12 protein-coding genes are annotated in these 15,693 nt (G+C 61.4%); 6 read left to right on the top strand and 6 right to left on the bottom strand.

Annotation, left to right across the window (positions count from 1 at the left end; translation table 11 throughout):
* Both ACFLEY_RS05270 and ACFLEY_RS05265 read left to right on the top strand, forming a co-directional pair.
* Complete coding sequence (locus ACFLEY_RS05270) at nt 1–1,302, top strand: hypothetical protein (protein ID WP_396604547.1); 1,302 nt, start codon at nt 1–3, stop codon at nt 1,300–1,302.
* A 9-nt stretch (nt 1,303–1,311) separates the two neighbouring features.
* Nucleotides 1,312–1,527, top strand: a complete 216-nt coding sequence (locus ACFLEY_RS05265) for a hypothetical protein (RefSeq protein ID WP_211433867.1) — start codon at nt 1,312–1,314, stop codon at nt 1,525–1,527.
* 233 nt (nt 1,528–1,760) lie between these two features.
* Here ACFLEY_RS05265 and ACFLEY_RS05260 read toward each other — a convergent pair whose 3' ends face one another.
* The 6 genes from ACFLEY_RS05260 to ACFLEY_RS05235 all read right to left on the bottom strand — a co-directional run bounded on the left by ACFLEY_RS05260 (nt 1,761) and on the right by ACFLEY_RS05235 (nt 8,706).
* The gene (locus tag ACFLEY_RS05260; RefSeq protein ID WP_211433866.1) at nt 1,761–2,102 is read right to left on the bottom strand and encodes a hypothetical protein; all 342 of its coding nucleotides are present in this window, start codon (nt 2,100–2,102) and stop codon (nt 1,761–1,763) included.
* Nucleotides 2,103–2,962: 860 nt separating this feature from the next.
* Complete coding sequence (locus tag ACFLEY_RS05255; protein WP_211433865.1) at nt 2,963–4,207, bottom strand: AAA family ATPase; 1,245 nt, start codon at nt 4,205–4,207, stop codon at nt 2,963–2,965.
* Nucleotides 4,204–5,487, bottom strand: coding sequence for a bifunctional DNA primase/polymerase (locus tag ACFLEY_RS05250; protein WP_211433864.1), 1,284 nt, complete (start codon nt 5,485–5,487; stop codon nt 4,204–4,206). Before ACFLEY_RS05250 ends, ACFLEY_RS05255 begins: the two co-directional genes overlap by 4 nt.
* Nucleotides 5,488–5,823: 336 nt before the next feature.
* Complete coding sequence (locus tag ACFLEY_RS05245; RefSeq protein WP_211433863.1) at nt 5,824–6,147, bottom strand: AlpA family transcriptional regulator; 324 nt, start codon at nt 6,145–6,147, stop codon at nt 5,824–5,826.
* A 371-nt stretch (nt 6,148–6,518) separates the two neighbouring features.
* Entirely contained in the window at nt 6,519–7,754 is a 1,236-nt protein-coding gene (locus ACFLEY_RS05240; RefSeq protein ID WP_211433862.1) for a site-specific integrase, read from the bottom strand.
* Between the two features lie 244 nt (nt 7,755–7,998).
* Nucleotides 7,999–8,706 carry a TM0106 family RecB-like putative nuclease gene (locus ACFLEY_RS05235; RefSeq protein ID WP_211433861.1) on the bottom strand — a complete coding sequence of 236 codons (708 nt, stop codon included), beginning with the start codon at nt 8,704–8,706 and terminating at the stop codon, nt 7,999–8,001.
* A 43-nt stretch (nt 8,707–8,749) separates the two neighbouring features.
* On the opposite strand from ACFLEY_RS05235, the gene ACFLEY_RS05230 reads away from it, so the two are divergent.
* The 4 genes from ACFLEY_RS05230 (at nt 8,750) to ACFLEY_RS05215 (ending at nt 15,455) form a co-directional block, all read left to right on the top strand.
* On the top strand, nt 8,750–9,166 hold the full coding sequence (locus ACFLEY_RS05230; RefSeq protein WP_211433860.1) for a hypothetical protein: 417 nt from the start codon (nt 8,750–8,752) through the stop codon (nt 9,164–9,166).
* 120 nt (nt 9,167–9,286) lie between these two features.
* Nucleotides 9,287–11,623: a Mu transposase C-terminal domain-containing protein gene (locus ACFLEY_RS05225; RefSeq protein WP_060910166.1), complete on the top strand. Its 2,337-nt coding sequence runs from the start codon at nt 9,287–9,289 to the stop codon at nt 11,621–11,623.
* A gap of 14 nt (nt 11,624–11,637) precedes the next feature.
* Complete coding sequence (locus tag ACFLEY_RS05220) at nt 11,638–12,858, top strand: ATP-binding protein (RefSeq protein WP_060910165.1); 1,221 nt, start codon at nt 11,638–11,640, stop codon at nt 12,856–12,858.
* Entirely contained in the window at nt 12,855–15,455 is a 2,601-nt protein-coding gene (locus ACFLEY_RS05215; RefSeq protein WP_211433859.1) for a TniQ family protein, read from the top strand. The genes ACFLEY_RS05220 and ACFLEY_RS05215 overlap by 4 nt, the downstream gene beginning before the upstream one ends.
* Nucleotides 15,456–15,693 lie beyond the last annotated feature (238 nt).

The raw sequence follows: 15,693 nt of genomic DNA, 5'->3' as shown, positions 1-15,693 counted from the left end.
ATGGTGTCCACCTCGTTCATGGTGGACACCTCATCCCATCCCCGCGCTCAACTGCATAGGTGCGTAGAAAGGAGCGCTTACGTAGAACTCGTGAATGCACTGGTATCGCCTTCAGAGAATGAGCCGCTGCTAAGAGCCAGGACATACTTCGCGAAGATTCGACGTCTGGCGCACATATACCTAGATCTAACCAACCTACCCACCTACGTTCAATTTCACCCAGCAGTGCTGTTACAGCGGATCATTGAACGTCCATCTGATTTCATAGAGAGTGATTCCAATTCCGCGACGCGCTTGATCTCTAGCCTGCTCGATTATCTCCAAGAAGAAACCTACTCGTCCGAATCCGCCAATAGGTACAAGCTTGACCGCATAGGTGGGCTGATTGAGAGTCTCGACAAGAGTTTGGCGAACTCAAGCAGGACTCCTGCCAGTTCGAAGTCACGCTTTGTAAACTGGATACTTGGAGCGAAAGCTGCCGAATTCTGGGGCTACAGACCCGGCAAACTGAATTGGCACCATCGACTTCGTCTCCGCTTTATGTCCGATGGATACTTCGGACCCGATAAGATAAAGCCGCTCACGGAAGCAACAAGATTTGCGGACGAAGTGAATGGCTCCCATTGGAAGATCTTCGTCACTAGCTACGCTGGGCCGCAGGGCTCAAACTGTTTCGTCGATTTATATGAGTGCGGCGATAACATCAAAAGAGCAGATGAGGGGCGCGTTGGTAAGGCGCTGCTGAGTTTCATCAGGCGCTGCTACGCTACTCACTTCCGGCTACCATTGGTTTTCGCCTGGATTTCCGATGAGTCAACGTCAGATCTCTTTAGATATTTGCTCTCCCGAGGGTTGCCAAAAGCCTTGCGTTTGCGGCTCGATGGGCGGGGTGGATTCTCCGACTATTCGATCAATGTAGTCGACCAGAAGGCCAAACGGAGCAACTGGTCGAGGGAGGCTGCCTGGGAGACAAGACGGCGCAAGATACACGAAGATAGAGCGTGGGAAATCGAGTGCTTGAGGCGCGAGGTTCGAGGCGCTTTGGTCGGAACGGTGATGGTCGCTACGCGTGCCGTCATCGTAGAGGATGCCAACCACAAAATGATCGCTGAACTTGACGGCGTCTTTATCCGCTTCAACCGAGGCTTGCTTGAGATTGTCGTTGTGGAAGCGAAGAACACCCGGAAGGGTGCAAGTAATCAGGCCTTGAAAGAGCTGACCCAAAAAATGGAAAAGCTAGGCGTCGAATCATCGAGAATTGAGAAAAAGGAACACTACGCAGTTGCGTCGATAACTCTTTGAACAAGTGCATTGGAAGCAGGCGTCAGCGTACTGCGTGTAGCCGAGAGTCTTAAAAGCGATGTGTCGCCCGACAAATCTATCCTGCCCGCTTCCTTGGCGTATCCTGAAGCTTGGCAGGCTTATGTAAAGTTCAAGGCTAAATCGGCGCCAACACCGCCAGCCTGGTTCGTTACCGAGTTTTTAGAGCGCTTGGGGTTTGACAAGCGCATCGCAAATCTTGAGTAACTGTCGCGCAGTTGGCAATCGCAGGCTGGCAACCATTTGAAGGGCATGGAGTGTCGTGGTGACACAGCGCTGATCAAAAGGGGCTTCAATGAGAGGGCGGGGCGATACAATTGATCGCGGCTATCCGCGGATGCCCGCGGCCAGTGTAGCAATCACGCCAGCCACGCTGTTGGCCAAATCGTCACGCGCACTAGCCATGGGCACCCGGCCCGGCTGCAGCAGCACGAGCACAATCAATCTGCGGCCTTCGAGTACAGCGGCTCGCCGGTATCGTTGTCGATGATGACGAGGGGCTTGTTGCTAGCGGGCAATGCGCGGAGCTTGCGATAGTAGTCCGCCAATTCCTGCGGCGTCATCTGCGTCTCGGGCTTGGCCTTGATGGTGTGGTCGATGTTGAAGTCACCGGTCACCTTGGCCTGCAGCGGGATCAGGCGGCCGAGGAGAGCCGTGAATGTCTCCGGCCTATTGTCGGCGAGGAACGTGAGATAGCCGACGAGTCCCTTGCCCTTGGAGCGCTTGCTCTTCTCCGCAGCAAGGACGATCGCCTCCTTGATCTCGCGGGTCACCTTATTCACTGTGCCCTTCTGACGGCCGCCGAAGCGCTCGCCTTTCCTGGGTATCTTTAAGTTAGGTCTATGACCACGGGGCATCGTATACCGCCTGTCTATCCTCTAGTTTAGCTACCACACCGGTCGGCTTCGGAATCAGCAGCTTCCGTGCCAATGATCTCGTAGCCCTCATAGCCGTCGCATTGCATTGCATTGCCTAACGTGGGGTTGCTGGAAACGGCACCACCACCACAATTTTCGAAACGGCCTGCCAACCAGCTGCCAGGCTAAGCCGCCGTACCGCTCGCCCCAAACCTCGGCCCGTTGCGGCAGGATGCCATCGTAGCGCCTTGACCCGAGGCCGTTTGGTACGCGCTGGCCGGGGCCGTAGGCCCGGTTGCGGGCGCCGCTGGTGCTGCGAAATCCCCAGGTTGCCCTTTGGTCCCATAGCCATGCAGAAGCGCCCACACGCACCGGTCGGTGGCCCATATCTGGGGCCGTGCGCCCCGTTGTGGGGGCCGCCGGTAGGCCGAACCCCCAAAGCTGCCCATTGGCCCCACAGCCCATGCGAAGCGCGCCCATACGCCCCGGTCTGTGCCACCGGCGAGGGCGCGTTGGGTGGCATGCGCCTGAACCAGGTTGTTTGTAGGGGCCCAAAATTCGGACCGGCATATGTGGCTCCATGTGGCCCAGCCACCGTAGGCACACCTCTGGCTGCGTCCGTCTGTAGGCCCGGCCTTGGCGGCCTACAGACCGCGCTGCTGGGGTGCCCGCCCGTATGCTGCGCAGTCCCGCAGTCTGTATATAGGGTTTCAGACTGCGCGCAGCCCTTGCGCAGTGTGCGCAGACAGTTTGCGCGCATATTGCGGGGACTGCGCAATTTGGGCTTATAGGAGTTCATCATCGGCCTGCGCTGGCTCGCCCTTGAGGACCTCGTAGACCTTAACCATCTTCTTGCCCTTGGTGCTGTGCTTCTCGACGACGCGGAGAATTCCGGCACTGACCAGTTGGTCCAATGACTCCTTGCTCTGATCTCTGGAGAGGTTGAAATGAGCCTGCAACAACGCGTCGGCGCGACTAGATTTCGGGCCGTCGGTCGCTGCAGTGAAGGCTTCGCCATCGCCCCGACCCTGCTTCAGCCGTTCTATAAACCGCGGAAGCCATTCCGCCGACAGTATGTCGTTGCTTGTCTTCCACGGCTCCAGAACGAAGCGATAATCGTCGGTGCCGTCTTCCAGCGTGACCGGGAGTTTGATGGTCTTCTTGCGAAACCATTGCGAGCCCGAGTTGACCGTGTAGGACTGCTTCGGATCACCGAGGCGGCAATAACGCATGTAGGTCGCCTGCTCAGCCTTGGGCAATATGTCCTTGGCTTGCGTCTCCGTCATGTTTGACATGATGATTACGACGCGCGCGGCGTCGGTCATGGCGCTGGTGCCACGCGCCGCGTTTTGGTCGTCCACGGTTCCCTTAGACATCTTGTTGGTATGGGAAACCAAGACCACGCCACATTTGCCACGCGTTGCGATGTCGTCGGCGGCGTTGTGAAGTTCCTGCATCTCTGCAGAATTCTCATCGAGACCAGCGTGCAGACGGATGAGCGGATCCAGAATAACCAGATCAATGCCCAGGTCGATGATGTCCTCGCACAGTTCCTCGTGAAACGACGTTCGCTGAGCAACATCATTCTTTGTGGTGCCCTTCGTGACCAAGGCGACGTTCTTTCCTTGGCAAATGAACAGCCTGCCCTTCAGGCGCTCCTTGAATTTCTCGATGTCGGCGGACTTGTAACCGACCCTGTCGACCTCAATCGCCGCGATGCGTCGCCATATCTCATCGAGCGGCTCCTCGCCGGATACGAATGCTATCTTGAGGTTTTTGCGCATTGGACGAAAGCCCGCGAACTCTTCGCCTAACGCGAACGCGATCGCCGCCTGAAGCGTGAACTGCGTCTTGCCGGTGCCGCCGGTCGCCGAGATGATGGTCACGGCTCCGCGCAGTGCGAAGCCAACCGCAACCCATGGCGTACCGGTCAGTTGCGAGTGCTTGAATTCTAATGGCACCAATGCGGGGGGGCGCTTGGCCTTAACCTCAGCCACGGCCTTCTCTTCGAGCACGGATATGGTGTTCACGATTGCACCCCCGCATCCAGCATCCTGCGGTACAAATGCCGCCACGTGGGATCGTGCTTGTCGGCGAGGCAATATAAATTGTCCCCGCAGTGTCCCGGCCTATCGATGCACTGCTCCCAACCGCTGCCTCCCCAGTCTGCGAACAGATCAGAGCCAGCATCACCCAACCCGGCTCGGACTGCTGTGCCAACGGCGAACTGATACTTCTCATTGAACGGAAGGCGAGCGAGCGCGGCCCAGATCTTGAGACGCGGATCGCATCGCTCCCACTCGGGGTCAGCCAGCTTGGCGAGAACCACTAGCTTGGCCATGCCGTTGAACCTGGTCGGTGGCCACTTGGTGATGATGGCCCAGCGGTCGCCGGTCTCGGCCGCGTCGTATTTGGCGCTCTTGCGTGACCAAGCATGAAGGATCGTGAGACCCTCCGCGCTGCCGTTGGTCGCATGCCATATGGCCATGGCGACGGTGTTCCAGTCGTCCCATCCGAGATCCCGGTTCGGTACGGCCCTGCAAGCCAGCTTGATCCTCTCGATATTGGGAAAGTCGTTGTCCTCCGGCAGGAGCGACACGCCCTTGCCGCTGTCTGCCCGCACCATCGCAGTGAGGACCGGATCCAAGATGCGTGCGACCTTGGGCTTGGCAGACACATGCAGACGCGCGACCCCAGACTTCTGCCGTTGCCGTACGGCGTCTGACTTGGGCACGATTTCGATTAGCCACGGTGGCGCATCGGCCACGTCATGGTCGTTGAGCCATCGATATTGGCCACCGCGCGGATGTCTCGACGGCGGCGCAATCACCATGCCACCTTCGCCCCGAACGTCGATGCCGAGCGCGCGGGTGTCACCCTCGATTACGATCTCGGACGCGCTATTCTTGATCTTCATGCCTGGCGGCAATCGGAAGTAATAGTGAACGGATCCCGTGGGTGATTGCGCCGTCAAGGTTGGTGGCAGCCGTCCGTATTTCCCCTCCAACGCGCGAAGGGCTGCGAAACCGTCGTGCCTGTGGCCATCGACGGTGATAGTGTCGATGTCGAGGACGAAGATACGATTTACCGATCCCGTCGGGATGCCGAGCGGATCGTCGGGATGGCTGACCCAGAGCTTTTGTATCTCAATCGGGTCCTTGGTCATGGCCCAGTTGAGGCCGTTCGTTTTCTTGCCGGACCAGCGGCCTTGCTTGTTCCACTTGCCGGTCTTCAGCCTCTTGTAGCGTGCCTGAAATACGAATAAGTCGCGCGCGGCGTAGGCCAGCGCGGCGTCGCGATGCGCCATCATGCTGCACCTACTTTCGCAATCGCGGCTTCGACAATGGCGGACCACGCGGCCTGAGGGATCGGGTCGAAGTTGACACCGCACCTGTGCCGGAGGACGTTGCAGAACCTTTTGGATCTTCGCAGACGCTGATCGCTCACAGGCACGTCGGTGCAGACCACGCCTTCGATCGACACCAGCCACTCGGCCTTGCCCCCCGGCCCGCGCCGGATGCTGGTGAATGCGGGGCCGTTGGCCTTGCCCCCGGTTTGGGCTATAGTCGCGGTGTTCTTAGATACAGCAATACCCTGTGCCCCTGCCGCTGTTGCCACAGCGGCGGGGTTTTTCTTTTGGGGCATGTCACTTGCCCCCTTTGAACTTGGCTGCGGAGGCGATAGGGGCTGCTTGGATGCGCTCCGCCTGCTGGCGACGATACTCGTTGATCTGACACCCCGTCCAACCAGACGCCCTGCCGCTTTCGGACAGCTTGATGGGAGCCGGAATTTCGCCGAGTTTGATTTTCTTTGCGATCTGCGTTGGACCCAAACCGAAAACCTTTTTCCCGTTTTTCGTTCGCACGATTTCGTTGGGGTCCATCTCGACAAATAGCGTGCCGATTGGCTCACGGCTGGCCACTTTACCAACTGCGCGCCCTGTTACTTCCGGTCGATGGGGTGATGACATTGAACGGTCCCTACTCTGTCGCAGCGTTGGCTGCGAAAGACCGCTAGCGGCGGTCAGAGTAAGAGACTCCCCCTTAGCGACAATGCGACGCCGAGATTCAGTCGGACTATCCGCACGAGTTTCGCCTTGGTTCTACCTTCGACCCGACAAAGGCTTGCGGCAGTTGCGGGCGATGGTCCCGGCCGCCGTGCGGAGCTGAGTTGCACCAATTGCTACAGGTGCCGGTCTGTTAGAGGCTTTCCGCCTTGCTCTAGCAGCCGCTTATGTATTGCAAGCATGCCATAACACCCGGCAAACGCGCAACTCTACTTTTGACCCCGCTAAACCCCGTTTAGCCCCACAGGCGTCCTAAAGGCTCGATGGCTGCTTGGTCATCGTCCTACCCTCCGTATCGGCATGACGTTAGTTCCCGCCGCGTCCACCGGCCTCGTCATGCAGTACTTCGTCCAATCGGCCATGAGGCGCGCACGCTTGGCGAACAAATCGCCACGGCGATAGGCAGCCTCGACCTTGTTGCCAACCACATGGGCGAGTGCCATTTCGATCACGTGATTCGGATAGTTGGTCCGCTCGGCTGCCCAATCGCGAAATGTAGACCGGAAGCCATGGACGGTAATGTCGAGCCGACCCATGCGTTTCAGTACCTCGGCCATAGCCATATTGGAGATCGGAACGCCCTTGCGGCTGCCGGGGAATACAAAATCCCCTTCACGCGGTAGTGCCTCCAAAATTTCAAGAGAACGACCGGTCAGTGGCACTCGATGTTCTTTTTTGGCCTTCATGCGCTCGGCTGGAATCGTCCACAGCTTTGCATCGAGATCAATCTCCGACCAACGACTGCCGATGACCTCACCTGTGCGACTGGCATTCAGGATAGTGAACTCCAAGGCCCTAGCGGCGATGCCCTCGCGAACTGCGAGCTGAGCCACAAAGTCGGGTACTTCAGCAAAGGGCAGCGCCGCGTGATGCTCGACCCTGGCAATTGTATTGCGGGCAGGCAGGGCATGGACCAAGTTGCCGTCCCAGGCCGCCGGATTTTCTCCTGTCCGATAACCGCGTGTCTTCGCGAAATCGAGAATGGCCTCGATACGGCCGCGGACCCGGCTTGCCGTCTCGGTTTTGGTGTACCAGATCGGCTCGATTGCCCTGAGGACCAATGCCTTGTCTATCGCCGCAACGGGCAGCTTTCCTAGCGCCGGGTACGCATACATCTTCATCGTCGACAGAAATTGCGCGCTGTGTTTTGCGTTTTTCCATTTGCGTGAATGAAACTTGTAATATTGCTCCGCGCATTCTTTGAAGGTGACGTTCGCGGCCGCAGCCAGAGCTTTCTCCAAGGCCTGCTTGGCGCGTTCATTCTTGCGGGCTTCGATTGGATCGGTCCCGTCCTTCAGCAGCTGCCGCGCCTTGCGGGCGCGCCCGCGAGCTTCGTCCAACGTGAAGTCCTCGACCGGCCCTAGACCCATCGCCCGCTCGCGTCCGCCTCGCTCATAGCGCAGCAGCCATGAGCGGGCACCAGTCCGGGTAACCTGCAGGTAGAGACCGTCACCGTCGCCATAGCGGCCTCGCTCAGTGAGCTTGGCGACCTGCTTCGTGGTCAGTGCCATCGCAACTTCCCCTTTCCTCCAGATGCAAACCCCCGGCTAGACTCCCGGCACGGCCATGCCGGTGCATACCGACCAATATCGGGTCAAAACGGGCAAGAACAAGTGAGGAAACCACTGCAGCGCAAGGCTTTTTGCGGTCTCGCCACCGGTCCTGTTCGGGCCTTTTCGGGGCTTACCGGACGCTAAAGAGGCGGCCACTCTCTCCGCCATCGAGGGCTCGTCCCCTTGGAGGGGCTGCCGTCATTCAGCCTTCTGAGTACGAGGTAGCTACCGTTAGTGCTCTGATTCCGTCCAACAACACTCGGGTCGCCCGGCAATCATCCTCGTTGTAGTCCAGTATGCGCTGTCGGATCAGGGGGTCCCGTCCTCGGCACCAGCGGTCATACCATTCGATGGAGGCAGCGCCGGAGGGGTGGGTATCCCGCCAGGCGAAACCCAAAAACTTGGCCAGCGACTTGATCGAGTGATCTCTGGTGGGCCACTCGGTCGCCTTCAGAACTACATCTCCATAAAGATCCACCGCCCGCTTCGGATCGAAAATCTTCTCCACGTATTCAGGTGAGCAGATCTCCGGATACTTCTGCTGGAGCTTGCGATAAATGGTGCGTTCATACTTGGAGTAATGATAAATCCCCGCGCCTGCTCGAGAGTTCAGGTAATCAAGAGCAGCAGCGAAAGCATCGCGCTCGGCCTCCCGGGTGGCTTCGTCTGCGAAAAATCCTTCGAACCGCTCGCTATTGTTGTCTCCGTTCCTTCGCTCCACAAAACCATGGAGATAGCAAATCCCTCGGAGTGGATCGACCTCGACGTCGAAAAACAGCTCGAGGAAAAAAACGTCCAGTCTTATCGGCAGGCGGAGATAGGGCCTAGCCCAGCCTCGCGTCCATGAGACGAAGCGTGGGCTGCCGTACCGGTTCGAAGGCAAGCCTCGCCTCTGGATTCCGGATTTCATCCGGATCCGGCACGGGCGCGACGGCCTTCAGGATCCTCCGCCGGTGCTGGTGGAGGTGAAGCCGTGGATCCGGATCTATCCGGAGCACCTTAACCGCCATCGGCAGGCGGAGCTGCGGGCTCGGGAAAAGGCGCGGTGGAGGACGATCCGCCAGACAGCGTACGCCCGGGGCTTCGGCTTCGAGCTCGCCACGGAGAAGGAGATCCGGATCGAGCCGAGTCTCCTCAACGCGGTGACGATGCGCCGCTGCGCGGACGGCTTCTTCCCGGAGGCCTCGGAGCGGATCGGCCGGTTGGCGCTGTTGCGTCTGCCGCCCGAAAGCGGCATCCCGCATCTCGCGCGGGTGCTGCCGCCGGACGTGGACGCCTTCGCGGTGGCGCTGCGACTGGCCTGGCGGGGCGAGATCGTTCTCGACCCGTCCGAAGTGTGGACGCGGACGACGAGCTTCGTCCGCGCATGACGAAGGCGACGGTCCAGAAAGGACTCGTTGTCGATGAATCGATCGTAAACGCGCGCAGAACGCGCGCGTTTACGATTTGATTTCGTCTCGCGTGTGATTGCTTCAGGAGGGGCGAAACAGATGGCAGTACAGGTACCCGTCCGGATCCAGAGCGGCGCGCCGGTCCGTATCGACGGCAAGGCATATTCGGCTGGACCCGTGATCAGCGGGGGCCGGATCTTCTACGACAAGGAAGCCGGCTCGCAGATCGTGATCAGCGAGGTTCAGCAGTTGCGCCTGGCGCTGCATCTGCGGCTGCTTGACGACAAGAAATTCGAGAAACTGGATCCCTCCCGCAGGCAGTCGCTGAGGATCGACTTCGGCACCTTCTCACCCGACGAGCGCCGCATAGCGCTGGCGCGGGCGCGCTTCGTGCTCAAGCTGGATAAGGTGCAACCTCCGCTGCATCGTTCGAAAAAGAAGGTCATCGAGCGGATCATCAAGGAGGTCTGGAAGACCGGCAAGATCCGCCTGAAAGACAAGCCGAACGCTCGCCAGGTCCGCACCTGGTATCGTTTCTACGTCGCCGGCGGGCGGGACGTCCGCGCTTTGGTGCCGTGCCACTGGGCCAAGGGACGCCGCGGAGAACGCTACTCGCAATGGCATCGCGACACCATCAACCGGCTGATCAGCGAGAAGCTGGTCTCGCCGACGCCTGCGAGCTTCCGGCAGGTGCGAATGGCGGCCGATCGCGAGCTGCGAGAGGAGGCCGGGCGTCGCGGCGAGAAGCTCGAGCGCAACGACGGCACCCTGTTCGAGCGCATCGGCGGCAAGCTGGTCGCCCGCATGCTTCGCAAACGCGACAAATTCGGCGTCATGGTCGATACGACCAACTGGCGCGAAGCGCAGCGCCGGGCGCGCTCGATCCAGCTTGGTCCCCAGGGCGAGTGCGTGAACAACGAATGGGAGGTCGATCACACCCTCCTCGACATCCTCGTCATCGACGAGGAGACGATGCAGATCGCCGGGAGGCCGTGGCTGACCGCGATCATTGATCGGTACTCGCGCTGCATCGTCGGCTTCTCGATCAGCTTCGCTCCGCCCTCCTGGGCCAGCGTCATGGACGCGCTGCGCGTCGCGGTGATGCCGAAGGACTGGGTGTACGAGGGGTTCAAGATCCTTGGCAACGGCCAGAGCGGCATCGAGAACCCGTGGAACTGCCACGGCAAGCCGGATCGGCTGATCATGGATCACGGGCGGGACTTCAAGTCGCTCTCGATGGAGGAGACGCTCACCGCGCTCGGCATCGAGCCGGATCACGCCAAGCCGAAGAAGCCGTGGCTGAAAGGCAAGATCGAGCGCTGGTTCGGCACGCTCGAGGAGCAGATCGTCCACATGATGCCGGGCACCGTGTTCTCGAAGTGGGAAAGCCGCAAATTCTACAATTCAGAGAAGATGGCCGTCCTCACGATCGACGAGGTGAATTGGATTGTCGCCAAGTGGGTCATCGACATCTACCACCAGGATCAGCACGCCAAGATCGGTCGGTCGCCGGCGCAGGCCTGGGAGGAAGGCCTCAAGGAGACCGTGCCACACCGCGAGATTCCTAAGGACCTCCTCGTCCCGCTTACTGGGCTCGTCGTGCCGCGGACGCTTAGGGAAGGAGGCATCCGCTACAAGGGTCTGCGCTGGGATTCGGACGAATTGAGCAGAGTGCGGGCATATCTACCCGACTCGGCCGACGTTCAGGTGAGGATCGACCCGCTCGATATTTCGGTCTGCTACGTCTACGACAAGAAGCGCGAGGAGTGGGTCGAGGGGCAATTGATCGAGCCCATGCAGGCGCTCGGCAAGACTCTCAACCAGTGGGTCGTCATTTCGCGGCTCGCCAGGCGCCTGCGCGACGAGAAGAAGCTGGAGCGCGAGGACGCGCTCGCGCGAGCCTTCGAGCAAATCGATACCTATGTCAGGCAGCGCGTCGCGGATCGCAAGAAAGGGTTGGCGCCGAAGCGCTTCGCCGCGTTCGTGAGCAGCCAGTCGGCTTGGGCGAAGGTCCGGCCGGCGAGCTTCGACGAGGATCACGAACCGCCCGGCGGGCATCTCTTCGACGACGATGATGATCATGCGCCCGCTAAACCCAAGCGGGGGCCCTTCCGCGAGCCGAAGCGACCGTGGACGGGATCCGAAAACCCCGAGGACTCGCCCGAGGACAAGGCGCGCGCGGCTGAATTCGAGCAGCGCGCCGACGAGGAGGCGGCCGACGATATCGTGGTGTCGCCGGACGTGCGCGTCGAGGATGCGCCGCCGACCGCGCCGAATGCGGACGCCGATCGCGCCGATCCGGATGAGACGACCGCCGCGCCGGATGTGGAGCAGCCGACCGATGGCTCACGGGCAGACGACCGCGACGATGGCGAAGCCAACCACGATGACGATGATGACGACGATGTGACGCCTGTCGGATTCGGACGGGACTGAGGAGGCTGAAGCGAATGTACGATCTGAGCAAGATGCCCGAGAAGTTCGCCGACTGGCCGCCGGAAGCTCGCGTGGAGCATCTGGCCTACCGCTTCATGAAGACGCCCTTCACCAATGCAATCGACGAGATGCTCGAGCATCTGTACTGGCCGGCCGGGCTGGAGCCGGAAGGCGAGGGCTGCTTCATCGTCGGGGACACGGGCGTCGGCAAGACGACGGCGGTGCGGATGTTCACCGATCGCAAATACGCAGAGATGCGCGCGAAGGACCCCAGCGGGAAATGGTATCGGCCGAAGTTGTTCGCGACGGATCTCTCGCCGATCTGCCACATGACGCCGGAGGGGCTGCGTCGTCCGATCGCGGCCGTCTGGGTGGACCCTCGCCCGCGCTTCAACTCGTTCATGGCGGATACCGCGTTGGGTCTGGGCATCGATCTCGGATCGAGATTCAGCTTCGGTAAGGCCTGCATCGAGATCGCAAACGCGATCGAGAAGCAGGAGGTCAAGATGATCATCTTCGACGACGTGCAGCACATCATCGAGAACGGCATGGATATCTATGGCGTCGCCGACGTGTTCAAGGTGTTCGCCAAGGCGCGCGTGCAGGTAGTTTGCGTCGGCATGCCGGACGCGCTGAAACTCGGTGATGAAAACGAGCAGCTCGAACGTCTCGTCGCCAATTCTTACACGGTTCAACCGCTGCGCTGCTCGGTCGGCGACTTCCCCAGGCTCGACGACAACGGACGTCTGTTGGTCCGTACCGAGCGCCAGGAGCTGACGCCCTACCGCAAGCTCCTGCGGGCGCTGGATCGGCGGAACGGCAAGAACTCGGTGCTGCCGTTCGACGAGCCGTCGGACCTGTCGGACCCCAACATGGCACTGCGGCTGCACCAGTCGTATCGCGGTTATACGGGGAAGATGATGAAACTGGTGGTGCGCGCAGCGAAGCTTGCCATCGCGCGCGGCAACAGCAGGATTACCATGAAGCACTTCGAGGAGGCCTACCGCTCCGCCAGCAAGTGCTCGGACGAAAGGAATTGGTTCAGGATGCCGTTCCCGCAGGTGCGCGACGTTTTCGGGACCGTCGTCCCGCTGGCGCCCGTCCGGGACGAGGAGGACGAGGATCCCGCGCCGAAATCGCGTTCGATGACCGGCAAGGGAGGCGGCAAGCGCAAGAGCGCGATGTCCGACGGCGACCGCCGGATGGTTGAGGACGCGTTCGCGGGTCGGAAATGAAGTCCAAGGCTCCCGTCGGACTCTGGGGCTGGCGCCAGATCGAGCCCGAGGAGACGGCCATGGGCCTGCTCTTGCGGGTCGCCGAAATCCAGGGGCACTCGTCCACCGAAAGGACGGTGAAGGCCGCCGGCGTCAACCGCTCGCGGCTGGCGCACGGCGTCGCGGCCGAAATCGCGGCGTTCGCTGCGCAAGTCGATCAGGACCCTTCCCGGATCGCGGCGGACAGTCCGACCGAGGACCGCAAGGGCCGTCTCCATCTTCGCGGCCATCCGATGGGCGACATGCTCGATTTCGGTCCGCGGCGGCTGTGCCCGGCCTGCCTGGACGAGGCATGGCATCACCGCTTCTGGTGGGACATCCGAGCCGTCGCCACCTGCCCTCGACACGGGATCGACCTGGTCGGCAACTGCGCATGTGGCAAACGATTCACCTGGCGGGGCGGCGGTCTGCTCAAATGCTCGGCCTGTCCGAACAACGACACGATGACGTTGCCGCGCGCCGCGGCCGACCCCAAAGTGTTGCGCAAGGATGCCTATCTGCTTTCGCGCTTCGGTGCCGGCGAGGTCGAGGTCGTGCCGATCCTGGATGCCTTGCCGCTGCGCGAGGTCTTCACCACGCTCGAGCGCATCGGCGCGGCGTGCGAGGGCTACAGCTACGAATGGAAGTCGGCCGAGGCGCTCGGGCTTCCGCTCTCCACGGTCCAGGCGCGGGGATTCGAGGTGCTGGCCGATGGCAAGCTCGACGAGGTGCTCACCAAGATCTACGACGGCTTCATAGCCCAGGGCGGCCGGCCGGAGGAAGGCTTCACCTCGTGCTATGGCTGGCTCTATTACTGGTTCAACCACAAGCGTGGCGCGAAATTCTCGTCGCTTCTTGCCGAGGCCTTCCACGTCCACGGCGCTGCACGCTTTCCGATCGTGCCGAAGGCCAGGCTCGGAAAGCTACCGGCGACGGCGGTCAAGAAACTGTCCCTGAAGGCGGCCGCAGCGAAAGCCGGTGTCAGCGTCTACGCGATGAAGAGTATCGGCCTGTCGCTCGGGCTAATCCGCACCGAGAAGCGGTCCGGCAGCCAACTGTCCTTTCCCGTCGACGAGGTCGAGCGCATAGGGCGCGATCTGAAGGGCGCCCTGTCTCTCGAAGAGGCGTGCGAGCGTCTCGCCATCGGTCGCAAGGCTATGATCTCGCTGATGGAGGGCGACTTGCTGCAGCCGGCGCTGCGCGGCGGCGGGCGGCGGCACGACTACGTCTTCCGGTCGCAGGACGTTGATGGCCTGCTCGCAAAGCTCGGGAGCGGCACCAGCTGCGCGGTAAGCCCGAATCACGGGCTGATCGCCATCGCGGACCTTGGCCGCGGCGCGGCGGCGACGATCGCCGAATGCGTCCGCAAGATCCTCGAAGGCCGGCTCCGGGCTCGCGTCCGGGTCGGGGGGCGGCCAGGTCTGAAAGGCCTGTTCATCGACCACGACGAGCTCATGGAGGCGGTCACCGGCGAGGTGCTGTCGTTCGCGGCCGCAGCGATCCGGATGAGGCTGAACGCTCGCGGCCTGCGCAAGGCCATCGATGGCGGGCTGATCGTGGGCGTGCAACCTGGCTCCAAGACGGTCCCGGCGAAGACGGCGGACGCGTTCGCGGCGCGCTTCATGATGCTCGGCGAGATTCGGGACCGGCTGGGCGGCTCGTTCCCCACGCTTCGCGACCAGTTGCAGGCGGCCGGCTTCGATCCGGATCCGGATCTCGAGAAATGCCTGTGCGCCGGATATCTCCGCGGCAAAATCGAAAGGTTTGTCCAGCAGGTTGAGGCAGGCAAGGCGTCGCTCGGCAAGCCGGAGGGAAGCTGGAAGGCGCTGGTCCGCGAGGCGGAGAGAATCCTCAGCGGCGTTAGCGCGCCCCTTCCGTCCAAGGACCTGCTCGCGAAACTCCGTCGCAAGATGACCATCGGCCCGTCCGACCAGGCGGACTTCTTCTACAGCGCGATGTGGGAGTCGCGCGAGACGTTCGTCTATGTCGAGGGTGCCGGCTGGTGGCTGCGGTCACGCCCCTATCTGGGCCGCACGTTGCCGCTCGACGGTCCAGCGCCGACACAGACCGAGATCGTCGACGGGATAGTCGTCGAGATGCTGCGGCGAGCCGACCGACCGCTTTCGCAGGACGACATCCTGACTGAACTGAAGACGCGCTCGATCCTGACGCCGGTCGTCGACGGCGAGGTGTTCCTGCGGCGCTTCTTCGTCAGGCACACCGACAAGCTGATCAAGCTCACCGGGTTGGGCTACTGGGACCGTGCTACCCCCTACTCGCCGGCGCTCTACGATCCGGCGACATGGAAGGAGAGGACGCAGACCGCCGTGCAGCGGGCTGGCCTCTGGATCATCAAGCTACTGACGGACGAGCGTCGGCCCCTCACCCGTGCCGAGCTTGAGGCCATGCTGCGGGATCGCGGCATCATCCCGGGCAAATGCACCCGGGCCTACATCGGGAATGCCGTCGGCGAATTTTCCGACGAAATCGTCTACCTGGACCGGGTCGGTTACTGGCTGGCACGCAAGCCCTGGCCCGCTGCGGGCTATCGTCCGGCCGGAAGGAAGCAGGCGGCCTGATCGTCGGCGGAAATCGCAATCGGGAAGGTCGCGGACTACGAAATCGTTAAACCCTAGGAAAGTGCGCTCGCACCTTTGGCAACCGCGTTTCCGCGGACGACAGCACATCTGGTCGTCCCGCAAACCTTAAGGTTCGTCGCAAGCTAAATAGTAGAGTGGAGCGCGTTTCCCGGATGACCGGGGACCCCACAGACCATGACAACAAGGGAGTCCCCTAAAATGCCCGACTACCTTTCCC

Origin of the sequence: Bradyrhizobium sp. YCK136, assembly GCF_044570075.1 — a bacterium.
Taxonomy (GTDB): domain Bacteria; phylum Pseudomonadota; class Alphaproteobacteria; order Rhizobiales; family Xanthobacteraceae; genus Bradyrhizobium; species Bradyrhizobium diazoefficiens.
Note: the sequence above shows the minus strand (reverse complement) of the source record. Positions and strands in the feature narration are given on the sequence as shown.

Coding starts and splice junctions, on each gene's coding strand:
- ACFLEY_RS05270 (WP_396604547.1), top strand. CDS start 1: ATGGTGTCCACCTCGTTCATGGTGGACACCTCATCCCATCCCCGCGCT.
- ACFLEY_RS05250 (WP_211433864.1), bottom strand. CDS start 5,487: ATGATGGCGCATCGCGACGCCGCGCTGGCCTACGCCGCGCGCGACTTA.
- ACFLEY_RS05245 (WP_211433863.1), bottom strand. CDS start 6,147: ATGTCATCACCCCATCGACCGGAAGTAACAGGGCGCGCAGTTGGTAAA.
- ACFLEY_RS05240 (WP_211433862.1), bottom strand. CDS start 7,754: ATGGCACTGACCACGAAGCAGGTCGCCAAGCTCACTGAGCGAGGCCGC.
- ACFLEY_RS05235 (WP_211433861.1), bottom strand. CDS start 8,706: ATGAAATCCGGAATCCAGAGGCGAGGCTTGCCTTCGAACCGGTACGGC.
- ACFLEY_RS05225 (WP_060910166.1), top strand. CDS start 9,287: ATGGCAGTACAGGTACCCGTCCGGATCCAGAGCGGCGCGCCGGTCCGT.
- ACFLEY_RS05220 (WP_060910165.1), top strand. CDS start 11,638: ATGTACGATCTGAGCAAGATGCCCGAGAAGTTCGCCGACTGGCCGCCG.
- ACFLEY_RS05215 (WP_211433859.1), top strand. CDS start 12,855: ATGAAGTCCAAGGCTCCCGTCGGACTCTGGGGCTGGCGCCAGATCGAG.